This window comes from Anaerotignum lactatifermentans DSM 14214, assembly GCF_900142265.1.
GTDB classification, from domain to species: domain Bacteria; phylum Bacillota; class Clostridia; order Lachnospirales; family Anaerotignaceae; genus Anaerotignum; species Anaerotignum lactatifermentans.
Window position 1 is genome coordinate 23,922 of record NZ_FRAH01000022.1, and the last position, 24,241, is coordinate 48,162.

General features: G+C 35.4%; 20 protein-coding genes and 3 pseudogenes. 21 read left to right on the forward strand and 2 right to left on the reverse strand.

Annotated elements, in window-relative coordinates:
• From BUB35_RS07535 to BUB35_RS07635, 21 genes and pseudogenes are all read left to right on the forward strand, one after another.
• Entirely contained in the window at positions 1-3,129 is a 3,129-nt protein-coding gene (locus BUB35_RS07535; protein ID WP_072850597.1) for a type III restriction-modification system endonuclease, read from the forward strand.
• A 460-nt stretch (positions 3,130-3,589) separates the two neighbouring features.
• Complete coding sequence (locus BUB35_RS07540; RefSeq protein ID WP_072850599.1) at positions 3,590-4,729, forward strand: DNA/RNA helicase domain-containing protein; 1,140 nt, start codon at positions 3,590-3,592, stop codon at positions 4,727-4,729.
• A 690-nt stretch (positions 4,730-5,419) separates the two neighbouring features.
• Complete coding sequence (tnpA, locus tag BUB35_RS20260; RefSeq protein WP_416385637.1) at positions 5,420-5,722, forward strand: IS66 family insertion sequence element accessory protein TnpA; 303 nt, start codon at positions 5,420-5,422, stop codon at positions 5,720-5,722.
• Positions 5,716-6,072 carry an IS66 family insertion sequence element accessory protein TnpB gene (gene tnpB, locus BUB35_RS07550; RefSeq protein WP_072850601.1) on the forward strand — a complete coding sequence of 119 codons (357 nt, stop codon included), beginning with the start codon at positions 5,716-5,718 and terminating at the stop codon, positions 6,070-6,072. Before tnpA ends, tnpB begins: the two co-directional genes overlap by 7 nt.
• A gap of 220 nt (positions 6,073-6,292) precedes the next feature.
• Complete coding sequence (locus BUB35_RS07555; protein WP_072850604.1) at positions 6,293-7,474, forward strand: IS256 family transposase; 1,182 nt, start codon at positions 6,293-6,295, stop codon at positions 7,472-7,474.
• Positions 7,475-7,601: 127 nt separating this feature from the next.
• A pseudogene (gene tnpC, locus BUB35_RS07560) lies at positions 7,602-8,695 on the forward strand (IS66 family transposase).
• A gap of 242 nt (positions 8,696-8,937) precedes the next feature.
• On the forward strand, positions 8,938-9,045 hold the full coding sequence (locus BUB35_RS20090; RefSeq protein ID WP_242949219.1) for a hypothetical protein: 108 nt from the start codon (positions 8,938-8,940) through the stop codon (positions 9,043-9,045).
• 99 nt (positions 9,046-9,144) lie between these two features.
• On the forward strand, positions 9,145-9,351 hold the full coding sequence (locus BUB35_RS07570; protein WP_072850606.1) for a hypothetical protein: 207 nt from the start codon (positions 9,145-9,147) through the stop codon (positions 9,349-9,351).
• A 119-nt stretch (positions 9,352-9,470) separates the two neighbouring features.
• Positions 9,471-10,871, forward strand: coding sequence for a PfkB family carbohydrate kinase (locus BUB35_RS07575; protein ID WP_072850608.1), 1,401 nt, complete (start codon positions 9,471-9,473; stop codon positions 10,869-10,871).
• Positions 10,861-12,054 carry a mevalonate kinase family protein gene (locus BUB35_RS07580; RefSeq protein WP_072850610.1) on the forward strand — a complete coding sequence of 398 codons (1,194 nt, stop codon included), beginning with the start codon at positions 10,861-10,863 and terminating at the stop codon, positions 12,052-12,054. The genes BUB35_RS07575 and BUB35_RS07580 overlap by 11 nt, the downstream gene beginning before the upstream one ends.
• 116 nt (positions 12,055-12,170) lie before the next feature.
• Positions 12,171-12,413 (forward strand): glycosyltransferase family protein, encoded by a 243-nt coding sequence (locus tag BUB35_RS07585; protein ID WP_072850613.1) that lies wholly within the window; start codon positions 12,171-12,173, stop codon positions 12,411-12,413.
• A 267-nt stretch (positions 12,414-12,680) separates the two neighbouring features.
• Positions 12,681-13,379 carry a nucleoside/nucleotide kinase family protein gene (locus tag BUB35_RS07590; RefSeq protein WP_072850615.1) on the forward strand — a complete coding sequence of 233 codons (699 nt, stop codon included), beginning with the start codon at positions 12,681-12,683 and terminating at the stop codon, positions 13,377-13,379.
• Positions 13,376-14,044, forward strand: a complete 669-nt coding sequence (locus BUB35_RS07595) for a hypothetical protein (RefSeq protein WP_072850617.1) — start codon at positions 13,376-13,378, stop codon at positions 14,042-14,044. Before BUB35_RS07590 ends, BUB35_RS07595 begins: the two co-directional genes overlap by 4 nt.
• Entirely contained in the window at positions 14,041-15,030 is a 990-nt protein-coding gene (locus tag BUB35_RS07600) for a glycosyltransferase family 9 protein (RefSeq protein WP_200777580.1), read from the forward strand. Before BUB35_RS07595 ends, BUB35_RS07600 begins: the two co-directional genes overlap by 4 nt.
• 11 nt (positions 15,031-15,041) lie before the next feature.
• On the forward strand, positions 15,042-16,235 hold the full coding sequence (locus tag BUB35_RS07605; RefSeq protein WP_072850619.1) for an aminotransferase class V-fold PLP-dependent enzyme: 1,194 nt from the start codon (positions 15,042-15,044) through the stop codon (positions 16,233-16,235).
• Positions 16,225-18,030, forward strand: coding sequence for a hypothetical protein (locus BUB35_RS07610; protein WP_072850621.1), 1,806 nt, complete (start codon positions 16,225-16,227; stop codon positions 18,028-18,030). The genes BUB35_RS07605 and BUB35_RS07610 overlap by 11 nt, the downstream gene beginning before the upstream one ends.
• 16 nt (positions 18,031-18,046) lie before the next feature.
• Positions 18,047-18,985, forward strand: coding sequence for a glycosyltransferase family 2 protein (locus tag BUB35_RS07615; protein WP_072850623.1), 939 nt, complete (start codon positions 18,047-18,049; stop codon positions 18,983-18,985).
• Positions 18,986-18,988: 3 nt separating this feature from the next.
• Positions 18,989-20,221 carry a radical SAM protein gene (locus BUB35_RS07620; protein ID WP_072850625.1) on the forward strand — a complete coding sequence of 411 codons (1,233 nt, stop codon included), beginning with the start codon at positions 18,989-18,991 and terminating at the stop codon, positions 20,219-20,221.
• Positions 20,218-21,051, forward strand: a complete 834-nt coding sequence (locus BUB35_RS07625; protein WP_072850628.1) for an MBL fold metallo-hydrolase — start codon at positions 20,218-20,220, stop codon at positions 21,049-21,051. Before BUB35_RS07620 ends, BUB35_RS07625 begins: the two co-directional genes overlap by 4 nt.
• A 9-nt stretch (positions 21,052-21,060) precedes the next feature.
• The gene (locus tag BUB35_RS07630; protein WP_072850630.1) at positions 21,061-21,645 is read left to right on the forward strand and encodes a P-loop nucleotide/nucleoside kinase family protein; all 585 of its coding nucleotides are present in this window, start codon (positions 21,061-21,063) and stop codon (positions 21,643-21,645) included.
• A gap of 13 nt (positions 21,646-21,658) precedes the next feature.
• Positions 21,659-22,831 carry a PP-loop family protein gene (locus BUB35_RS07635; RefSeq protein ID WP_072850632.1) on the forward strand — a complete coding sequence of 391 codons (1,173 nt, stop codon included), beginning with the start codon at positions 21,659-21,661 and terminating at the stop codon, positions 22,829-22,831.
• Between the two features lie 821 nt (positions 22,832-23,652).
• Here the strand turns inward: BUB35_RS07635 and BUB35_RS07640 are convergent.
• Both BUB35_RS07640 and BUB35_RS20095 read right to left on the reverse strand, forming a co-directional pair.
• A pseudogene (locus BUB35_RS07640) lies at positions 23,653-23,952 on the reverse strand (transposase); the annotation flags it as partial.
• 162 nt (positions 23,953-24,114) lie between these two features.
• Positions 24,115-24,241, reverse strand: a pseudogene (locus BUB35_RS20095) (IS256 family transposase); the annotation flags it as partial.

Here is a 24,241-nt window from a genome sequence, read left to right on the forward strand (position 1 = left end):
ATGAAGTTTAATTTTAAAATACAACAATATCAAACAGATGCAGTCAATGCAGTCGTTCGGGTGTTTCAGGGACAGAATTATTCTGATAGCGTTGGTTATATCCGCGATATGGGGAAACAACCTGCTTCGCCTGTCCAGATGAAATTATTGTCGCCTGATGAATTTGGTGATCAGATCGACCTCTATGATGATACTGGCTATAAAAACGAAATGGTCAGTCTTTCTGATGAAGCTTTGCTCAAGAATATTCATCAGTTACAAAGCCAGAACAATATCAAGCTTTCTCCCAATTTGATAAAGGATCTGGGCAGATGTTCTCTTGATATTGAAATGGAAACAGGTACAGGGAAAACTTATGTGTATATCAAAACCATGTTTGAACTGAATAAGCGTTATGGTTGGAGTAAGTTTATCGTTGTAGTGCCAAGCATTGCCATTCGAGAGGGTGTCAAAAAGTCATTTGAGATTACAGCCGACCATTTCATGGAGCATTATGGCAAAAAAGCCCGTTTCTTTGTATATAACAGTGCCAATCTGAATCAGCTGGATAATTTTTCTCAGAGTAGTGGGATCAATGTCATGATCATCAATACACAAGCTTTTGCACGTTCCTTCAAAGAAGTGGAAGAAGGAAAGAAAAAAACGAAAGAACAGCTGATTATTTATGACAAGCGTGACGAATTTGGTTCTCGCCGCCCCATTGATGTCATTGCAGCCAACAGACCGATCATCATTTTGGATGAACCCCAAAAAATGGGTGGGAATGTTACCCAAAAAGCTTTGAAAAATTTTAATCCGCTGTTTTGTCTGAATTATTCTGCAACACATACAGTAAAGCATAACACCGTTTATGTTCTGGATGCGTTGGACGCTTACAACAAACGCTTGGTCAAGAAAATTGAAGTAAAAGGCTTTGAAGTGAAAAATTTTAGAGGAACCGATAGCTATCTGTATTTGGAGCAGATTGTGTTGTCCTCCAAAAAACCGCCCATGGCAAGGATTGAACTGGAAATCGGGTATCAGAAATCCATTAACCGTGAAACCCGTAATTGTAATGTGGGGGATGATTTGTACTATATTTCCCAGGAAATGGAGCAGTATAAAGGATATACCATTTCAGAAATCAATCCGTTGGATGGAACAGTTACGTTTACCAATGGAGAAGTGATTAAAGCGGGCGAGGTAAATGGTGACGTATCAGAAAGTGATATGCGTCGTATTCAAATCAGAGAAACCATTCTTTCTCATTTTGAAAAAGAGGAAAAATTATTCAATATGGGAATCAAATCCCTTTCTTTGTTCTTTATTGATGAGGTGGCAAAGTATCGTCAATATGATGAGGATGGCAATGAGCTTTTAGGGGAATATGGCAAAATGTTTGAAGAAGAATATAACAATGTTCTGAATCAATATATCACTGTTCTGGACACCCCATATCAAAAATATTTGAAAGAAAGTTGCAGCGATGTTACAGCTGTACATAAGGGATATTTCAGTATTGATAAAAAAACTGGTCATAGCATTGACAGCCAGCTGAAACGTGGTAGTGAATTTTCTGATGATATTTCTGCCTATGATTTGATTCTGAAGAATAAAGAACGGTTGTTATCTTTTGAAGAGCCTACAAGATTTATTTTTTCTCACTCTGCACTCCGTGAAGGTTGGGATAATCCAAATGTTTTTCAGATATGTACTTTAAAGCACTCAGATAGCAATACTGCCAAAAGACAGGAAGTAGGCAGGGGACTTCGTCTTTGCGTCAATCAGCAAGGGAATAGGATGGATGTGGAAAGTTGCGGGGATACGGTACATGACATCAATATGCTGACAGTCATAGCAAGTGAGAGCTATAAAGATTTTGTATCTCTTCTGCAAGACGACATCAAGAAAGTTCTTTATGACAGACCGACAGTTGCTACCAGTGAGTACTTTGCTGGTAAGTATATTAAAGTGAATGATGTTCCTACGCTTATCGACAAAAATACGGCAGATATGATTGAATTTTATCTGATTCAAAATGGATACGTGGATCTGAAGCGTAAAGTAACGGATAAGTATCGTAATGATGCGGTTACGAATACATTTGCTCCTATGCCAGAAGAATTGCAGCCTATGGCAGAGGGAATCCATATGTTGGTGCAGGCGGTATATGATGACAGTATTCTGAAAGATATGTTCAAAGATGGTCATGAGTCAAAGGTAAAAGAGAATCCTTTGAATGAAAATTTTGCAAAAGCAGAATTCCAAGCACTTTGGAAACAGATTAACCATAAATATGCTTATACGGTAGAATTTGACAGCAATGAGCTTATTGCAAAATCAATTGCACATATTGATAAAAACTTGTTTGTATCAGAGTTGAAATATACTGCTACAATTGGTCGCCAGAAAGATAAAATGGATGAGTATGAAGTAGAACGTGGCGCATCATTCAGCGGGGAAAAGACAAGAACAGAAACATTAAAGCATACCACAACAAGTCAAATCAAATACGATTTGATTGGTAAAATTACAGAAGGAACAGTTCTTACACGAAAAACCGTTGCAGCAATTCTAAGTGGAATAAGAGTGGACAAGCTTGCTATGTTTAAGAACAACCCGGAGGAATTTATTTCAAAAGTAACTAAACTGATTAAAGAACAGAAAGCTACTATGATTGTGGAACACATTTCCTATGATGTCATTGATGGGGAGTATGATAGTACTATCTTTACAGCAGAAAAGAATACACAAAGTTTTGATAAAGCGTTCCTGGCAAAGAAAGCAATTCAGGATTATGTGTTTACGGATGGTTCTGCTGAAAAAAGTATTGAAAGAAAGTTTGTGGAAGACTTGGATGCTGCAGAGGAAGTATGCGTATATGCTAAGCTCCCTCGAACATTCCATATTCCTACACCAGTTGGCAATTATTCTCCGGACTGGGCAATTGCTTTCTATGAAGGTACAGTTAAGCATATCTTTTTTGTGGCTGAAACGAAAGGCACAATGGAAAGTCTTAATCTGAGACCAATAGAACAGGCAAAAATTTCTTGTGCGAAAAAGTTATTCAATGAGATGTCAACCAATAAAGTGAAGTATCATGATGTAGACAGTTATCAGAGTTTATTGGATGTGATGAAAGCACTTTAAAAGAAGGTGAATTATGGGAAAAAACTGTTATCTGATAGAGATAGTATAGCATGTTGAAAAACATGTGTGTAGAAAGATAAATAACGATGTTATCGTTTTATTAGATAGTATATTTCTCGGATTCTAATGTGAAAATCACAATATGCTTCGCTCTGTTTACGATAGTTGATATAGTAGTTTAGGATAGTCAGCATGATTTATAAAGACTGTTTGTATTATGGCGCTGAAAGGATATATATTGCCGTGCGTTTTTTTGAAATCTTTTGTCATTGTGATGTTGTCGTTGTTTGCGAAAATAAGTATTCTTTTTGGAATTTTTACTCTATTATGCTAAAACGTTACTGTTTGTATTTTATAGATTCAAAAATCAGGTCTTAATGCTGTTTGTAATATTTTGCATTGAGCTTATTTATGAATATGTATAAAAAATGTATTAGTGAATTAAAATGAGGTAATAACGATGGGAATATTTTCTGGAAATAAACAAACAATTAATTTATCAAAAACTCAATACGAGTTAATAAATATGGATTTAAGCAAAAATTGGGTTGTTCAAGGAGGTCCTGGAACAGGAAAAACTGTTTTAGCAATAGCTATGGCAGAAAAATTAGCTAAAGATGGAAAAAAAGTGCTTGTCATCATGTATAATAGACCTTTGATGCAGTTTGTACAACAGAATTATGTAGAACATGAGAATGTTAAGTATGATGTTATGACATACTATAGTTGGATTTATTCGATTTATGCTAATATATTGGGTTGTTCAATGCCAACGAAGACTAATCGTGAACCCGATTGGAATCGTATAGAAAAAACAATGGGAAAATTAGATTTGTTATATCACACAATTATTATTGATGAGGCCCAAGATTTTCCCAAAGAGCTTATACACATTTTATCTATGGTGTCTGAAAATATTATTGCCTTTATTGATCCGAATCAAATTATTCAGGAAGGGCAGTTTGACGTAAATAGTTTGTTATATGAACTGTGTGAAAAAGCACCATATTCTCTAACTATAAACTATAGAAATACACGAGAAATTGGAGATGCCGCAAAATGTTTTGCTGAGAAAAGAGATGATTTTTGTAATGTAAAACATGATAATTATCCTCAGTTAATTTATTGTTCTGGTAATGAAGATATATTTTTAGAACAAACAAACATTATGGGAGAAATTATCCGAAGACATCTTGGAAAAAGTATTGGTGTGATTGTCAATTTTAAGAATTTAGATCGAACTTTAAAGAATTTAAGAGAGGAATTAGGAGATATTATAGAAGTTGAAGCTTATAAGTCCCATACAAATAAAAACGAATTAAACTTTTGGAAAAATAATGTTAAGATTGTATCATTTGGTACTATGAAAGGTTTGGAGTTTCATGTAGTTATTATTCCTAATATTGATTTAATACGTGCTACATCTAGTCAAAAAATTGACTATCATAGGATGTATGTTGCTATGACAAGAGCACGTGAAAATTTGTATATGATAACAACTAACATACATACAAAAACGGGAAAATGGGCTGAGATTTTATCAATTATCGAAGATAATCCAGAATATTTTAAAATAATTTATGATTATTTTCGAAAGTAAATATCTGTTTAAAGTTAATTGATAGTCAAGAGAAACTATATTTATAGAAGCCAATTTTGTGTGAATGTTCTTAACTATAAAAAAGTTTCATATTGTATAGAATTTCAAAGAGGCTAGATAGATGGCTTTTCGATGGTATTGTTGATACAGATGAGAATTCTGTATTTCTAGGAAAAACACAATAGATTATAATTTCTGGAAATCATCTGTACATCCGTCTTTCTAAGTTGGTTATGATTGGAATCGTATTATGGATGTAAGAAAGGGTAGAGCCTTAGAAAATCATTCCTATCCTCCAAAGAATTTTTTTATATTAGTTTTTGGGGCTTACATTGAATTTTAGGCTCTCTTAATACCATTTATTTATATCATATGAAATTATAATTTTCTTGCATACCCGGCATACATAAGCTATCGGAAGCAGCACATCTCCATCAGAAACAATATCTGGAGGCAATAGGATAACTCTGCTTTTATTCATTGATTTGGATCTGTTGACAAACGTAAGCGCTTAACAACAAGGTGTCTTATCTTCGCTTCCGATCCATGAGATACTACTTTTATGAAAATGTATATTTTTTATAGTTATAAGTTTTTATAGTTTTTGTAGTATCTACGGATTGGAGAGAAAATATGGATCAGGTTTCTCAGGTGAAAAGACAGTTCCGTATGGAATAATGGAGAAAATATATAACTGAGTGCCAGGCCAGCGGGATGAGTGTTAGGAGTTGGTGTAAGCAAAACAATCTATCTGAGCAGACATACTATAAATATCTCAGACGTTTTCGGCAGGAACTCTGTAATTCATTACCAGTTCCTGTTGCGGCACCCGAAAAGTCAGTTCAGTTTTCGAAGGTCACTGTACAAACACCGGCACCTCATGCACAGGCTGCAGTAATAATTCATCTATCTAATGCTACAATAGAAGTTCAAAACGACGTGGATCAACAGACTGTGGAGGCAGCGCTTCTAGCACTGAAAACAGTATGTTAGGTGATATCAGGATAGCCAAAGATATCTACATTGCCAGCGGTCATACCGACATACGTAAATCTATCGATAGACTGGCTGCCCTTGTGCAGGAACAGTTTCAATTAGAATCGTTTTCTCCGACATTGTATCTTTTCTGTGGAAAATGCCGCGATAGAATCAAAGCACTTCTCTGGGAGGGCGATGGATTTGTTCTTCTATATAAGAGACTGGAGAACGGAAACTTCAAATGGCCTCGCAGTGCAAACGAGGTAAAATCGATCAGCTGGCAACAGTTCCGATGGCTGATGGAAGGTTTGGAACTGGAACAGAAAACAGCCATCCTGCCTGCAAGACCAAGTGCATTCTGTTAAGAAAAAAGACGTCAAAACCATTGAATTTACTGGGGTTTTGGCGTCTTTTGTGGTATAATAAAACTATTATAAATCAAAGGAGATACACCTATAGATTCCAGAGACGCTTACAGATAAAGCACAATAAGTTTCGCAAATTAAAAAAATAAAAAGAGACATGGTTCGCAGATCTCTGGTAGAATGAAGTCGCGACACACCATTCGAAAGGAGATAGCAAACCATGCCTGAAAAAATTGTACAGCTTAACGAAGAAGTAATCAAGGGTCAAATCAAAGAGTTGGTACGAGGCAGCGTAGAGGAAACCCTCAACGAGCTGCTGGAAGCCGAGGTGCAGAAACTGACACAGGCAGCCAGGTACGAGCGTAATGAGCAGCGCCAGGGCTACCGCAGCGGTCACTACAACCGCAACCTCACCACTACATCCGGAGATGTCACTCTCAAGGTGCCCAAGCTCAAGGGAATCTCTTTTGAAACTGCTATTATTGAGCGGTACCGTCGCCGGGAAAGCAGTGTGGAAGAGGCTCTCGTTGAGATGTACTTTGCTGGAGTATCTGTCCGGCGTGTAGAGGACATTACAGAGGCCCTTTGGGGCAGCAAAGTCTCTCCCTCCACCATCAGTGAGTTAAACAAAAAGGCATATGTCCACATTGAAGATTGGCGGAACCGTCCTCTGCAAGGTAGACGTTATCCGTATGTCTATGTGGATGGGATCTATCTGCGCCGCAACTGGGGTGGAGAGTTTGAAAATGTAGTGGCGATTGCGGTCAATGAGGACGGATACCGTGAGGTTTTAGGTGCTGCTGAGGGCATGAAAGAGGACAAGGCCAGCTGGGTAAGTTTCTTTCAATGGCTCCGCGGACGAGGTCTGGACGGTGTGAAACTTATTGTTGGCGACAAGTGCCTCGGTATGCTGGAGGCTTTGGGCGAAGTATTCCCCGAAGCCAAATATCAGCGGTGTACCGTCCACTTTTACCGCAATGTGTTCTCTGTTACACCTCGCTCCAAGGTGAAGCTGGTAGCCAAGATGCTCAAGGTCATCCACGCTCAGGAGAGCAAGAAAGCAGCCCGAGAGAAGGCCAAAGCGGTGGTAGAAGAACTGCGTGCTATGAAGCTGAAAGAGGCGGCTAAGAAGGTGGAGGACGGCATTGAAGAGACGCTTACCTATTGCGATTTTCCAAGCGAACACTGGACTCGCATCCGCACTAACAATGTCATTGAACGACTGAACCGGGAGATTCGCCGCCGTACCCGTGTGGTGGGCAGCTTCCCAGACGGAAACTCTGCTCTTATGCTGGTCTGTGCCCGACTGCGCCACGTGGCTGGTACCCAGTGGGGCAACAAGAAGTACATGAATATGAAGCACCTGGAGGTTTCCATTGAGGATGCCTCCATTGCTGGCTGACTGCATTCACGCCAGAGACTGCAAACCAATTTGCGCAAAACTCTTGACACTACCCGCTTACATTGAACAGCTTGAAAATACAATTAAAAATCTACAGAATCAGGTAAGCAATCTGACAGAAATGGTGATGCTCCTGCGTAAGGAAAAGTTTGGTCCTTCCAGCGAAAAGACAGTAAAACCCAGTGAGGAACAGTTGTCCCTTTTTAATGAAGCTGAAGTCGAAGCAGATGGTACGATCGATGAACCAATTACAAAAACTGCAAAAGGATACCTCAGAAAAGAAACAAAAACAAAACGAGAAGAACTTTTAAAGGATCTTCCTGTTATAGAGATCGAATGTGATGTCCCTATGGAAGAACAGATCTGTATTCGTTGTGGCAAAACATTGAAACGCATAGGGAAAGAAACTGTTCGAGAAGAAATGGAATACATTCCTGCAAAACTGCAAATCGTGCGTTATGTATGCTGGTCTTATGGTTGTTCTTCTTATAAACACATAGGACAGCCTTATATCGTAAAGGCATTCACACCCACATCTTTGATGAATCATTCTTTGGCATCCCCCAGTTCTGTTGCTTATGTGATGTATCAGAAGTATGTTAATGCAGTTCCGTTGTACCGCCAGGAAAAGGATTGGGAACAGATGGGCTGGCACTCAGTTGGGCAACGATGGCAAACTGGATCATTCGATGTGCAGAGGACTATCTGAAGCTTGTTGCAGAATACCTCAGAAAAGAGTTGTTGGCAAGGGATATCATCCATTGTGATGAAACACCTGTTCAAGTGCTGAAGGAAGACGGTAAGAAGCCGCAGACGAAATCTTATATGTGGTTTTATCGTACAGGAATCGATGATAAGAATCCGGTTGTTCTGTATGATTATCAACCTTCTAGAAATGGAGATCATGCAGTAACATTTCTGAAGGACTTCAAAGGATATGTCCATTCGGATGGTTATTCTAGTTATATCAAACTGACTGGCATCATCCGTTGTGGCTGTTGGGCTCATCTGAGAAGAAAATTTATCGAAGCTATTTCTCAGAAGAAAAGTACAGAAAGTCTTACTAATGCAGAGATTGGCAGGAATTACTGTGACCAACTTTTTATGATTGAAAGAGACCTGAAAGATCTTTCTCCCGAGGAACGCAGGATCAAGCGCCTTGAACTGGAAAAAACTGTTCTGGAGGCTTATTGGTGCTGGCTTGAAATCTGGATGTATTGAAAGGTTCGGTTTTGGGCAAAGTAGTTACATTATGCACTGAATTAGAAAAAATATATGGAAAACTATCTGCTTGACGGCAGATGCTGTATTTCTAGAAATGCTGCCGAAAATGTGATCCGTCCGTTCATGGTGGTCGAAAAAACTGGCTTTTTGCTGATACATCGAAAGGTGCTTATGCATCCGCTGCCGTATATAGCATTGTTGAAACAGCAAAAGCAAATGGAATCAACATATATACATATCTGCATTGTTTACTGTTATACATGTCTGATGTCGACTGGCGAAATCATCCGGAAGAACTGGAGCATCTGATGCCATGGGCTGAGGCAGTTCAGGCAGAATGCAAGTAAAAAAAGTAAAGGATGGCATTATACTATCCTTTTTCATGTTTCAAGGCACCTTATTATCGACCGCGTACACTCTATCCGGTCTTTTGGAGGGAAATAATTATGGTTGATACTCAAAATAATGTTGTTAACCAAATAGACAGAGATTGCTTAATTGATATTCTTACAGATGAGTTGTCAGTATTAAGGGCTAAAATCGGAATAAAACAAGAGGAATTGATTGATATTCTTGGCATCAGTAAACAGACATATAGTGCTATTGAAATAAAAAAAGAAGAATTACATGGAATATGTATGTTTCATTACTAATGTTTTTACGCAAAATGAAAATATGGCTCATGTTATTGAAGTTATTGGTGCTTTTCTTAGTGAATTGAAAGCTGTGATGAATATTAATCACAGAAAGTGGATAAGGGGTTGTTGTTACTATGGATAATTCAATAAATGAAATATTAAATGTGTTAGGTAATATTAGAAATAAACATGTTATTGTTATTGGGGATATTCTTCTAGACGAATATATATATGGTATGGTAAATAAGGTATCAACTGGAATTCAGATACCTATTATTGATAAAGAAATAGTTGAATATCGTTTAGGAGGTGCAGCCAATGTTGCAGCTAATGTTGCAGGATTATGCAATCATACAACACTAATTGGACGATGTGCAAAGGATGATTCTGGGAATAGAGTTAAACAATTGTGTGAGTTATATCATGTAAAGTTAATGGATTTCGAAAGCGAAAAGACTGTCGTAAAACAGAGAATATATGTTGATAATCAACAGGTATCTAGATTGGATACAAATGCGTTTTCAAAATCGGTTGCTAAAGAACTGAAAACAGTATTATCAGACTACAAAGTAGATGTTGTTATAATTGCAGATTATTTATATGGAGTTGTATCACAGAAAGTACTAGATATCACAACTAGTTTTTGTAAGGAAAAATCAGTGCCTATTTTTTATACTTCTAGAGATTTGGGGAGATTTGTCATTGGTGGTTATCCTATTGTTGTTGCAAATCAAAAAGAATGGAATCTGTGGAATCAATCAGATGATTGTCCCCGAGCATTTATTACGAAAGGAAATGAGGGGATTAGTTTTTTATCGAAAACAAAGAAAGCTGAGAAAAAAGCTAGTAAAAAATATTCAGTAAATGTTTCAGGTGCAGGAGACACTGTATTGGCAATAATTTCACTTCTTTATGGCGAGAAATACATTTCTATTGATGATTTACTCCTTCTTGCTAATCTAGCAGGGGAATTAGCCGTAGAAAACAAACTTACTTATGTGGTAAGGCAATTTGATTTAGTTGATGCGTTATATAAGCATTGGATTAATGATGATAGCATCAACAAAATTGTAGATATTTCTTTGGCTCAAGATATAGTATCCGCATGGAAACAAAAGAAAGAAAAGATTGTATTTACAAACGGATGTTATGATTTGCTGCATTTAGGACATATTAAGTCATTTCAATATTCTAAGAAATTCGGTGATAAATTGGTTGTTGCTGTAAATTCTGATTCTTCAATTAAACGATTAAAAGGGAATGGTAGACCTATTAATAATCTTGAAGAACGTGTTAGTACACTTGCGTATTTGAGTATGATTGATATGGTTATTTATTTTGAGGAAGATACTGCAATTAACGTGATTAAGGCAATTGGACCAGATACTTATGTTAAAGGAGAAGAGTATAAGAGTAAGGCTCTATTAGAGGCAGAGTATGTTAAAAAAGTGGAATATGTGCCAATGATAGAAGGAACATCAACAACGCAACTTATCAAGAAAATTGCAAGGGCGGTAGAAGTAGATGGACAATAAAGTAGAAGTGTTCGTGCCTGGTCGGTTGTGCATTTTAGGAGAGCATTCTGATTGGGCAGCTGGATATAGAGCAATCAATAGTGAGATTGAAAAAGGATATGCTATTGTTGCGGGGATTAACCTAGGGATCTATTTAAGAGGGTACAAAAACGAAGGATTTTATTACGAATATGATGATAAAAAATTGTGTTTATCATATGATGAGTTATTGATTAGAAATGATAAAGATTTCTTTGAGTATGTAGTTGCTAGTGCTAAAGTAATGCAGTCAAAATATAAAGTATCTGGTGTAAAAATCATATGCGATAAAATGACACTGCCAATGAAAAAAGGATTAGCTTCTAGCGCAGCAATCTGTGTTGCAGTAATTCGAGTATATAATTTGCTTTTTGATTTGAAGTTATCAGTTGAAGCTGAAATGGAATTGGCTTATGAGGCTGAAATATCAACTGGTTCAAAGTGTGGAAAATTGGATCAGATATGTGCATATGGACAGGGCTTAAGAAAGGTAATTTTTGATTCTGACAAAATTGAAATATCTTCATTATATACAAATAGTAATTTGCAATTCATACTAGTGAATTTGCAGGGGAAAAAAGATACTAAGAAAATATTATCTGACTTGAATAGTGAATTTGTAAAAGAAATGAATACAAATGAAGGAAGACTAATTAGTTCTTTAGGCGTGTTTAACAGTTCTTGTGTTAATGAAGCTACTCAAAAACTGGTTGATAATGATATATTGGGATTTGGTCAAATAATGAACAAGTTTCAGGAGAATTTCGAGTTAAATGTTGCTTGTTATTCTGAAGAATTGAGAGCACCCAAATTACATGGATTAATAGAATACAGTAGGGGAATAAAGGGCGTTATTGCTTGTAAGGGAATAGGATCTCAAGGAGATGGAATGGCTCAAATTCTTTTAGATTGTGGTTCACAAGTAGAAGAAATTATGCAAGGTATTCGAGATACATTGGACATGGAATGTTATTCTTTCAAAACTGGACAAATCGATTTAAATGTTATTATCCCTATTACTGGAATAGGTACTCGAATGTATCCATCTACAACAATTATAGATAAAGCTATATTCCCGGCTATTGATTCGGGCAATGTTTATCCTGTATTGAGTATGATTTTGAGAGAGTTGTATTTTAGCAAGCAGATAAAAATGTTAATTTGATAATTAATGAGAAGCACGCTGAAATAATTAATAAACTTAGAAGTTTGCTATTATCAGATAAAATTGATGTTTCTTTATTATGTAGTACACAGACACAGAGAGGATTTGGAGGTGCAATGGCAAGTTTAAAATTCTTAAAGGAGCTAGGTTTTTCGATGGTATGCTTAGGAGATTATATTTGTAAAGGAATCAGTTATGGAGAGTGTACCACTCAAGCGGTTGAGGTTTTAAGAAAGAATAATAAATCAATAGTTGGAATTAAAGTAATACCAGTTACTGAAACTACAAAATTTGGTGTTGTTTGTGGTGAATGGATTGATGATCAAGTACTTCATATTATGAAGATTGTAGAAAAGTAAGAAACTGATTATGCAAAAGAAAATCTGATGATTGTGTATCAAGGGAATAGATATGGTTTTGTATTTTTAGGGTAATACATTATCAATAACGATATTTTGAGAAAGAGGTCATTGATTGGGGATGATGAAGAAATTGGCTTTTCAGAGTTTTTAAATGAATGTGCACAGAAACAAGATATGTATGTAGTCTTTGTTCGGTGATAGTAATGACTTAGGGAACCCTAAAGATTATTATTCATCATTTGTTGAATATGGAAAGGATAATGTATGAACGAATTAGAGGAATTATATAAAGCACTTCAGATTATTCATGGAAATTTGGATTATGAAAAGTCTCCGATTCCTATCTTTTCATTTGAAGGCTTACCAGGGGCAGGAAAAACAACTCAGATAAAGCTTGTATCTGAAGCACTAACAGAGAAATATGGTAAATCATATTATATTGATTTGCCAACCAAATCACCGATTGGAAAAATTATGAAATCGCTATATTCGGATGAACAACATTGGAATGGAGTTAGGGAACAAACGCCATGGCTGAATCCTATAATGATTTCTACAGATTTGCGCCTTGCAATTAGTAGAGCAGTCGATGAGGGGGCTAGATATGCATTTATGTCAAGAGGTGTATTATCGACTTATTACTATAATTTAGATGCGTATAATTCGGATGAAAATAAAGCGTGGGATATGATGCAAAGCCATATGAAAGCATTTTATATGCCCGCTGCGATTGTATTTATGGATATTCCAGAAGAAGTTGCGTACAAGAGAGTGGTAAAACGAAATCGCGGTCCATTGCGAAAAATGGATGAGGTTGATGAAATGAAAAAAGACAAAATCAAACTTCAGAATTATTTGGCTAAAATGCCTAATGTTCCAGTATATTACATAGATGCAACAGGTACAGAAGAGGAAGTAACAAAGAAGATTATAGAAAAATTAGAAGGACATTTATCAATATGAAGAATGTGATTTATGGACAATATGATTCGAATTTCTATTCATTAAAGAGATTTTACGAACATGAGCTTCCAAATGAAATAAGAGAAATTCTTTTAGAGTTGAGTCAGAAAGAATTGGCTGTATTTAGGGGTGGATTAGCATTTGTGTTCTTGCTAAATGAAACGGACTATTTATTAAAAGATTTGGACATGATTGCTTATGTTGAAAAAATGGATGATATATTAGTTTGTTTAAAAAAAGTAGATGTTGTTTTCATTAACAAGAACACTTTTGGTGACACAGTTATTACCGCGTTTTGGAAATCAAATAATGAATATTTCAAATTAGACGTTTTATTGTGTAATAAAATGCCGAACATATGTGAGAAGGATATTTATGGTAAGAAATGTTATGTGGTAACAGCTTCATATGTATGGAGAAATAGGATTGAAAAGATAGCTGAGAGAGAAATTAGGATGCATGATGATAAGAAGACATTAAATCATTATATGGTTGCAAGAAAATTAAGTCAGTATCTAGTAGAAAACAAAGGCATAATACATGAAGAAGACTGCATTGCTGTTGAGATGAAGTTGCCAGAAGTTCAAGAGGTGCTTTCAAAACTAGTTGTGCTTTCAGAACTAGAACAGTTTATGAATCTGCAATTTGAATTGGTTAAGGGGTGAGTGTTATAAGAATTCTTCTGTGTCAATTAAGAAATCATGGTGATGTTATTAGGATATTTCCGCTAATAGATGCGATTAAAGATATTCACCCAGATTGGTATATAGGATTTACTTGCTTTGAAGATATGGTTGAAACATGCGAGTTAAATCATAACATTGATATTATAATTCCGCAGCCGCGGTTTTCTCCTGTGACAGATACGCAAGGTGGTACAAGAATTCTCGATTGCGCTATTTTTAGAGATGCAGTTGAGAAAGTCAGAAAAGAGCAATTTGATGTGTATGTTGATTTACATGGTGTATTTCAAAGTGCATTATTTGGTGCAATGTGTAACATAAAAACAAGACTAGGAAGAAGTGAAGAAACATCTAAAGATGGAGCTACATTGTTTTATACGGATATATGTCAAATTACCAAAAAAGAATTAAATAGAATGGAACGACATTTCGTAGTTACAAATGAATTGTTTCCAGAAATTGTTCCGTTGCCAAATAAGAAAATATCAGGAGATAAAGTTGTAATATTCCCTGGAAGTAGTAAAAATGGAATATTAAAGAGGTGGAAAACCGATTATTATGTACAACTTGCTAATAGATTAAGCAAAGATTCTACAGTGGTTTTTATATTAGGGATAGAAGAACAGGATATAAAGTTTGATTTGGAGAATGAAACAAATTGTTATATAAAAATCTGTTCCAAGTGGTCTCAGGTAGATGAAGAAATAAGTAATGCAAAGCTTGTAATCGGAAACGATGCTGCTTATGTGCATTTTGCAGTATGGAAAAATATACCTACGATTGAGATTTGTGGTCCGCTATCTCCGATAATAAATGGTGTATGGAGTTATGGAATAGGTGAGACAATTTTTAATCCGTTTCGTTGTAAATGTCCTAATGTATGGAATGGGGTATGTGATAAGAAACACGAATGTATGGATGGTATTACAGTTGAAACGGTTTATGAGAGTGCAATAAAATACTTGTAAGGAATGATTGGATGAAAGACAGAAGACTAGATTTTAGTTTGTTTAGGAACAATAAGGATATTACTTATTTGGATTATGCAGCCACAACATTTATGCCAGATCAAGTGATTAAAAGCTGGGTGCATTATCAACAGAATACAGGAGTGAGCTACAATCGTGGAAATGGCATTCTATCAGATATTGCTGAGAATGAATATAATAAAGCAAAAAAAATTATCTTGAATTTTTTTTCGGCTGAAGAAACCTATGATTTTGTATTTGGTAAAAACGCTACAGAATGTCTGAATATTGTTGCGTACTCATTAAGAGATTGTCTTAATCAAGGAGATGTTATTTTGATGGGACCATATGAACATCATAGTAATATTCTTCCTTGGGAAAAAATGGCAAAAGAAACAGGGGCTTGTTTAGTTCAATTACCTTTATTGGAAGGTGGAAATATAAATTATAGTTTTTGGGATTCACTAGACAAAAAAAGAATAAAGGTTATAAGCATTTCTATGGTATCAAATATTAATTCATACGCCATTGATACTATGTGGCTAAAGGCAGTAAAAAACGATTGCGATGCCATTATAATTTTGGATGTATCTCAACAAGTAGGACATTGTGAACTGGATTGTGAGAAAATCGGTGCAGATGCTTATATAATGTCGGCACATAAAATGTATGGTCCGAAGAATATTGGTGCTGCAATAGTGAAAAAGCAACTTATAGAAAAAATGAACCCAGTACTAGTAGGAGGAGGCATGGTATGGAATTCGTTAGGTGCAGGTCCTACGTGGCAGTTAGGTGCAAAGAAATTTGAAGCAGGGACATTTGACGTTGGATTGGTGAGTGCTTGGTCAGAGGCGTGCAAGTATTTGAATAGTATAGGAATGGATGCAGTGAGAGAATCTGATAGAAGGATATGGGAATATGTAAAGAAAAGAATGGATAGGCGTATTTTTTCTATAGTTCCGGGAGGAAATGATAATTCTTCGATGGTTTCTTTTATGGTAAATTCGGTGCATCCACACGATGTTGCCGAAATGGCTTCATTACATAATTTTGAAATTAGAACGGGACATATGTGTGCACAAAGCACTCTTGATAATTTAGGATATAAAAGTCTATGCAGATTATCATGGGGTATAGGAAGTGATATTTCAGATGTAGAGGCCTTTATATGCCTTGTTGAGGAGGAGTGTTTACATGATAAATAAAAGTCATTTGTTATGGGCTCCAGAGATTATTAAAGAGTCAAACGGTATCGCATGTGGTGATACTTTGTCCATAAGTGCTTATCGAGATGATGATAAATTGTATTTTTGTTACTCGGGTGAAGCATGTAAGGTTGCAGTAAAAGTAGCTGATTATTTGATAGATTCTTTTTCGGGTAAAGAGGAAAGAGAAGTATTTAAGTGTGTTAAAAGACTAAGGTTTGGACAATATACAGAAGAAGAACAGTGGATAAGCATGTTGGCAGTAAAAAGAAAATCATGTGTGGATTCACCAGTAGGTTTGTTATATGAAATACTTAGTGAAAATAATTCCTGCGAAATTGACACACGAGAACAATCTGTTTTGGCTTGTGATGCTTGTGTAAATACAAAGCCTATTAATTGGAAGCCAGAAAAAGGAGATAAAAGAATAACTGGATTACAAGCGATAGCTAGAGAATTAAAAATAATGGATGATTCTATCGAAAGTGAAATACAAAGATTAGGGTTATGCATTTTATCTGAATATCAACAAGCATATTTTTCTGATAGGCTTGCAAATGTTTCTGATAAAGATTTTAAGCTAATTAAGAAACTACGTCTGGCAGTTTTGTTATTTAATAATGCAAAACAATATAATCTGACCTTGGATAAAAGAATTGAAGAATTAGCGATAAAGCAAATTGTTAGCTTGAATGTTGCTAATGAAGAAATCAGAATAGTAAATGCATATATAAAGGAGTCTAATCTGCGAATTGATGCAGTAAAGGGCGGTAAAACAAATCGATATTACCCAGAAGGCTGTTACAGAACACATATGGATTTTGATTATTTGGCAGCAGATTTTGATGATGCATTTAAGTTCATTTCCTATTTGGTCAATGAGCGTCACTTTAAATTGGTAATAGGTGGTTCAGTGCCATTTTCATTGAAGGCATTATTAAACACGGATAAAGAAGAAGTATTAACAGGTCATATTCATCTTGAGAAAATACTACAAAATAGATATCAAGTTGTTGTTGACGTAAATATGGGCGGATTTCCGTTGGGAAGAACAGGAATAATACAGTGTAATAAAGCTGAGAAAATTGAACTTGAAGATTTAATTTGTATAACAGTTTCGCACTTGTTTAAGCACGAACATGCATTTATGAAAGATATTAATGACCTATATTATCTTCTGAAATCACCTGAACTGAATCAGAATCTATTAAGTGAAAAGCTAGAAAAATATAAATTGGTTAATTTGTTCAAGGTTGCATATTTTTTTTTGGAGAAAGAATTGCAGTTGAACACAAAGATTAATATTGAAAGTACAGTTGAATTCTCTCAGAAAAGAATTGATTCATGGCCTATGTCGAGAAAATCTCATTTTTATATTAAGGCTAGAGATATGTTTGAGTTAAATAAAAAGCAATTTGGCGAATATGTCGGATTGAAAGAAACCATTAATCAAATATGTGGTGGACAGGGAGAAATATCAACAAAGAAATATTATGAATTAAATCATATTATGAATGAGAGAGTGTATCTTTACCCTATTGTTATTTTTAATAGATATGTCAATAACTTGAGGAGTGAAGAACTGATAAATATTGATTCGAGTATGTTTCGTAGAGAACACATTTTAATTTTGCCAATAGGATTGTTTTTGATACAGAACAGTAGATATTCAGAAATAGGAAGAGAAACTTTAAATACAGAAATAGAGGAAATAATGAATACACTGGGAATAGATACTTCTTTGTGCAATTTAAATTATGTTATGAAGGCAAGAAAAGATACCTGGTTGTATTGAGGAGAGGAGTGATGAGATGAGAGAGATATGTTTAGTCACTTATACAAGAAGCACAGAAGGTTTTACAGATGAACTTGATAGAATATCTAAAGCTTTTTATGATAAATATAAAAATAACTTTAAGGTTGTAATTTGCTGCGAACAGTGTTTTCAAATAAGTGACAAAGAATATTTAATTGAATTTATGAAATTTGGTGGCACAAAGTATAGAAGGCTTATAAGTTTAATGGAAAAGGATGATTCAAAATATTATTTGAGCATAGATAATGATATTACTGGAAAAATTAATGAGTTGTTAGATTTTGTTAATGAAATGAGTACCAAGAATTATGAAGTGGGTTGGGGGCGAATAAGAGGAAAAAGGCAATGTGGTTTTATTTCTAATATGGTCGCTGTTGATAAACTTCTTTCGCATAATATTATCCGTCCATTGTTGTGGGAAATAGGTGTTGGAATTTCTGTTCCAGGACAGGTGTTTTGTATAAAAGGAGAGTCGTTCAGAGGTAAGTTAATTGAATTAGATACTTTTTTAGATGATTTGGCACTGGGTTTATATGTAAATATTAATAAGAGCAGAAAATATGTAATACCTACTGTTCTAGGAGAGGAAGAACCAAACAGCGAGTTTGCTGGGCTATGGAAACAACGATCAAGATGGGCAATAGGATATTCGACAATTCTGAAGGCTGTAAAAAACAAGAAGGATTATAAGGATAGGGTTGTAATTCATGGTATAAGTTATCATCTTTCGTGGTTATTTAATTGGATGATTATTGCCTTGTTAACTATGTTATTTTGGCCTGCGGCAATCGGATATGTTTTTCTGATTAGTCTATTAATATCGAAGAAGGATATTCGCATGCTATTGTATTCCGTGGTTTATCAGTTTGTGTTTCCGATATTTCATATTAGGTGGGGAATTACATTTATTGGTGAAATGATAAAAGGAGATTAAGGCATGTCAATTATTTATGATAAGTACAATGTTGAAGAAGAAACATACGTAAAAGCATTAATATTGAGTCGAGGTATTGTTTTTTCTGAAAAAGCGTTAAAAGTGTCTGTTTTGGAAAAAGCAAAAGGGCAGAATTTAGTGTATAACATGCCATTGAATGCAACCAGCTCAAGACCACAGGAATTAATTATAAAGAATGTGGGAGATTCATACTCAGTAGTAGTATCTTGTGTTACAGGGAATCCTACAAGTAATCCTGTTGTTTTAGATGTGAATGAAGAAGGGGGGCTAGTTGCACTAGTTGAAGGTGAGAAGGTGGATAATATAGAGATTCATTTTGTTGAAGAACCTGATTATTATTCTGTGAATCTGTCAAATGGAGAACCTGTCAAAAAATATGTATCTGCTTGTGGCTTAGATGAATTAAACATTATACCATGGAAGGGATGTGCAATTTCAAGAGGTTGCAGATTCTGTGGAATTAATAATTTTGTCAAGCCGGATGAATTATCGGCACATAGAATTTCAAGGGATAGCAATGAATGGAAACAAGTGTATGAAGAGTACTTAGATAATTTAGAAGAGGCCGTATTAATTGCTAAAAAATCGGAGTGTTATAAAGAGCATGCTCATGTGATTTTGATTGCAGGTAATTTAGATAATAATAACTTGGATTTTGAATCAGAAATTTTTTCAAGTATAGCAAGGAGAGTATCTCCATTGGTGAAAGATATTTCTGAAGAAGGCGTGGTTGTAGTAATAACTCCTCCAAATAATATGAAATATATTGATGAATTGAAAAAAGCAGGTATTGAGAAAGTTGTTTTCAATTTAGAAGCTATAACCGAATGTGGATTTGAAAAATATTGCCCTGGCAAGGCAGAATTAGGTTATCAGTTTTTTATTGATAGATTGAGATATGCCATTGATGTTTTCGGAAAAGGGAATGTGTGGACAAATTTAGTATTTGGGCTTGAAACGGTTGAAGAAACTTTGAAAAAATGCGCAGAGTTGACATCAGATGGAGTTGTTATCAGTGCTAATGTATTGCATTTGGATAAGGGGAACTCTTTGGATTGTGATGTCCCTTCTACAAAAGATGTTATTGATTTCTTCTATAGGCTAGAGATTCTAAATAATCAAGAGGGTTTTGTTCCATTTTATTGCGCTAAGGCATTAAGGACAAGTTTGTCAAATGAGGCACATGCTATGAGAATAAAGGGGAGAGATAAGTGATTGTTAAATATTTAGGCACAGGTGCGGCAGAAGGCATTCCAGCTGTTTTTTGCCATTGCGAAGTATGTAATCATGCAAGGGTTAATAAAGGAAGAAATATTAGAACCAGATCCCAAGCCCTGATTGATGGGAAACTTTTACTTGATTTTGGTCCAGATACATTTCTTCATTCATTAGAATATAATATCCAACTTGCTGATATTCAAGTGTGTTTTGTGACGCATTCACATGATGACCATCTGTATTTAGAGGATTTGAGAGCACGAAGAAGAAGTAGAGCGAATTTGCGACTTGGGACTCCTGTATTGAAAGTATACGGTGGACAGGGTGTAAGGGAGATTCTAAAACCAAAAGATGACGGATTTGTAACAAAAGATAATAGTGTTGTTTTTTGTCAAATCAAGCCGTTTGAACAAGTTGAAATACTTAATGAATATAAGGTGACAGCTTTGCCTGCTGTTCATACATCAAATGAGCCGTTTGTATATGTGATTCAAAGTAATACTAAAACATTTTTATATGGACATGATACTGACTATTTTGAAGAAAATGTGTGGGAATATCTAAAGAAGAACAATATCTATTTTGATGCGGTTTCATTAGATTGTACCGAAGGAGTTAAGCATATAGAGTATACGGGGCATATGAATTTTGAGAGAATGCAGAATATGTGTGAGCGACTAAGAATAGAAGGATGCATTGATGTAAATACGCAGATAGTTGCAAATCATATTTCACACAATGGACTTGCCAATTATAATAAAGCAAACGAAGTTGGAAAGAGTCTTGGATATATTGTTTCTTATGATGGAATGGAAATAGAGGTGTGAGGATAGAAAATGAAACTAGTAATATTGACAGGAGCGCCTGCTAGTGGGAAAAGTTCAATTGCAGAAGCAGTGGGAGCAAAGCTGGGTATTGATGTGATATCTAAAGACGGATTCAAAATCGAGTTGTTTGAAAAGTATGGATTCACTAATCATGCAGAAAAGAAAAAACTAAGCATAGAAGGTGAAAAGATAATGAATGAAACCATCAAAAACTATGTGAATCATAATGTAGATTTGATTGTAGATAATAATTTTAAGAATTTTAATGACATAAGAGAGATATTAAATCAAGCTGATGTTGATGTAGAGATAAAGTGTGTGTACTGTATTGCTGATTATGATGTTTTGGCGAAAAGATATAATGAAAGAATAAGTAGCGGAAATAGACATCTGGCATTATATACGCTAAATCAGTATCCGGTTATTGAGGAAGTAAGTGAATTCCATCCATTAATTACAAAGGATGATGTAGAACGAATAGAGCAAGGTATTCAGGAGTTTACTTTTGGGCAGGATGTATTGGAAATTAATACTGATAATATCGGATTCGAATTTGATGCTTTATGCAATAAGGTAATAGAGTTTATTAGCTAAGGGAGCTGACAATATGGAAAAGTATAGCATTGTAAAGAAATCAAATAATCCTAAAGTGATAGCAATGCTATCAGGTGGAAAAGACAGTATTGCTGCCGTTATTTTATTAAAAAAGAGTGGAATTGATGTAACTGCTATTCACTTTGTTCATAAATGGGGAGCTGCTATTCCAACTGAAGAAGCAAAGAGAATATGTGCAGAGTATCAGATCCCATTAATTATTAAAGACTATACAGAAGAGTTTTGCAATGCGGTCAATGGATATACTGCGGGGAGACCATGCTTACTTTGCAAAAAACAGATGTATAAAGTTTTGTTAAGTTATTTACAAAATAATGAATTTGGTTGGTTGTGTATTGGCGATAATTCAAATGATAGAACGACAATTGCCAGAATTAAGCAATTTATAAATGATGGACATCCAGAAGATAATTTGTTGTGTAGTGCTTATTTTGGATCGGAGATGGGAATTGTTTTGCCAGAGGGCATGAAGGTTATTAGACCTTTAATTGATATGTCTGCAAAGGATATTGAGAACTTTTTTAGAAGAGAAAATATTGTAATCAAGAGAATTAATTCTACTGGAGATAAGTACTTTGAATATCACAGGGAGGGATGCCCGGTTCAGTTTGCAGATATTGGTGTTGAATTGAATGAAAAGTTGTATGCTGATTTGAAAAAGTATAATGATTGCATTACTGAGTTTGCTAGAGAAGAAGGTATTTTGGCATCAATACATATGCCGTCTACATTTATAATTACGATTCCAAGGGGCCGTGAAGAACAAGCCTTAGACTATTTGGAAATGCATGGGCTATCTGTGAACAGGAATATCAATTCTACAGACATACCAAGTTGGGAAGTTTTTATTGGCTACGTGTATGAATTAAATAGAAATTTATTAGATACAGGGGCATATGAAAAAGTATTTAATAGATTCCTTGAAAGAATGGAATTGTACGGAGAAGGAAGAATAACCAAGCGACTAGATGATGTTACGGTTTGTACTTATACAGAAAAAGCTGCATCACTTGAGTTAATCTTTAACTTTAGTGACAACAAAGCAAGTATTACTTATTCATTTAATAATGACGCATTAAGCCGAAAGGATAAGCAGGTATTTGATAATTTGATACTTGAGATGTTTAGAACTAGGAAATATAAGGTAGTGAATGCTTGGATATGAATGTAAGAGTCGATATTGAGAAACTTTTTCTGTAAATATATGACTGAAGGTTCTTCTATGAGGAGACCGTTTCAAGTTGGACCTGTTGACAAACTAAAGTGAAATGGTTTTCTGTGTTGTATACTGTAAGCGGTCGATAATAAGTTGCCTTGAAACATGAAAAAGGATGCTGTATAATGCCATCCTTTACTTTTTACTTGCATAAAGGTATGAAAAAAAGTCTGTAAATAAGATTCTTCTATGATAAGACTGGGTGGAATGCTTTAAAATTAGGCACTCCACCTTTTGAACTGAACCCAAAAAGTTAGACAATATTTTCAAATTAAAATTGTTCAAGAAGCCAGAAGGGCTTGTTGTCTGTAAATTGCGAGGGTATGAAGAAAAGTCTGTAAATAAGATTCTTCTATGATAAGACTGGGTGGAATGCTTTAAAATTAGGCACTCCACCTTTTGAACTGAACCCAAAAAGTTAGACAATATTTTCAAATTAAAATTGTTCAAGAAGCCAGAAGGGCTTGTTGTCTGTAAATTGCGAGGGTATGAAGAAAAGTCTGTAAATAAGATTCTTCTATGATAAGACTGGGTGGAATACTTTGAAATTAAGCACTCCACCTTTGTTTTATATATATCATCCAAAAGATGGCATGTCAAGAGACCGTTTCAAGTTTTGTGTAAAGTGAATAAACTGATATAAGATATGTCATTAGTTACTTTGGGCAGAGCCTATTTTTTTGAGGTTCTGCCTTTGTCTGTATTATAATGCAGTTTCCGGACATGTCAAGCAGGGCTGGTCAGTCCAGCCCTATCAGCCCGACCGCTGCTTATAATCCTGACAGCCTTTCTTCAAAAAATATCTCCAGCTGCGAATGAATCTGGCCCCAATCCTGTCGGTGTCCGGTCCATTTTTTCGTGATATCCATCATAGCCAGATACAGCATTTTTAGGAGACTTTCATCCGAAGGAAATACCGTCTTGGATTTCGTGACCTTCCGCAGCTGCCGGTTAAATCCCTCGATGGCATTCGTGGTATAGATCAGGCGGCGGACCGCTTCCGGATATTTGAAATAAGTCGAAAGATTTGCCCAGTTGTCTTTCCAGGATTTCGCGATTTTCGGATATTTTCGAGGGTATGAAGAAAAGTCTGTAAATAAGATTCTTCTATGATAAGACTGGGTGGAATGCTTTGAAATGAAGCACTCCACCTTTGTTTTATATATACCATCCAAAAGATGGCATGTCAATAACAGGCGGCTTTTCCGCCTGTTTTAACCAATCTGTTCTTTTTATTCTGGAAGCCGTCCTTCATACATAATACTTAATTCTCCGTAGACCTGACCCCAGTTCCGGATGGTGGTTGTCCATTTTTTTGTGGCTTCAAAGGTAGCCAGATACAGGGCTTTCAGCAATGCT

Bases quoted from the DNA above. Each gene is read 5' to 3' on its own strand.
- BUB35_RS07575 (WP_072850608.1), top strand. From the start codon at position 9,471: ATGGATAATTCAATAAATGAAATATTAAATGTGTTAGGTAATATTAGA.
- BUB35_RS07540 (WP_072850599.1), top strand. From the start codon at position 3,590: ATGGGAATATTTTCTGGAAATAAACAAACAATTAATTTATCAAAAACT.
- BUB35_RS07580 (WP_072850610.1), top strand. From the start codon at position 10,861: ATGGACAATAAAGTAGAAGTGTTCGTGCCTGGTCGGTTGTGCATTTTA.
- BUB35_RS07610 (WP_072850621.1), top strand. From the start codon at position 16,225: ATGATAAATAAAAGTCATTTGTTATGGGCTCCAGAGATTATTAAAGAG.
- tnpB (WP_072850601.1), top strand. From the start codon at position 5,716: ATGTTAGGTGATATCAGGATAGCCAAAGATATCTACATTGCCAGCGGT.
- BUB35_RS07630 (WP_072850630.1), top strand. From the start codon at position 21,061: ATGAAACTAGTAATATTGACAGGAGCGCCTGCTAGTGGGAAAAGTTCA.
- BUB35_RS07620 (WP_072850625.1), top strand. From the start codon at position 18,989: ATGTCAATTATTTATGATAAGTACAATGTTGAAGAAGAAACATACGTA.
- BUB35_RS07585 (WP_072850613.1), top strand. From the start codon at position 12,171: ATGGCAAGTTTAAAATTCTTAAAGGAGCTAGGTTTTTCGATGGTATGC.
- BUB35_RS07615 (WP_072850623.1), top strand. From the start codon at position 18,047: ATGAGAGAGATATGTTTAGTCACTTATACAAGAAGCACAGAAGGTTTT.
- BUB35_RS07605 (WP_072850619.1), top strand. From the start codon at position 15,042: ATGAAAGACAGAAGACTAGATTTTAGTTTGTTTAGGAACAATAAGGAT.
- BUB35_RS07590 (WP_072850615.1), top strand. From the start codon at position 12,681: ATGAACGAATTAGAGGAATTATATAAAGCACTTCAGATTATTCATGGA.
- BUB35_RS07570 (WP_072850606.1), top strand. From the start codon at position 9,145: ATGGTTGATACTCAAAATAATGTTGTTAACCAAATAGACAGAGATTGC.
- BUB35_RS07635 (WP_072850632.1), top strand. From the start codon at position 21,659: ATGGAAAAGTATAGCATTGTAAAGAAATCAAATAATCCTAAAGTGATA.
- BUB35_RS07555 (WP_072850604.1), top strand. From the start codon at position 6,293: ATGCCTGAAAAAATTGTACAGCTTAACGAAGAAGTAATCAAGGGTCAA.
- BUB35_RS07595 (WP_072850617.1), top strand. From the start codon at position 13,376: ATGAAGAATGTGATTTATGGACAATATGATTCGAATTTCTATTCATTA.
- BUB35_RS07535 (WP_072850597.1), top strand. From the start codon at position 1: ATGAAGTTTAATTTTAAAATACAACAATATCAAACAGATGCAGTCAAT.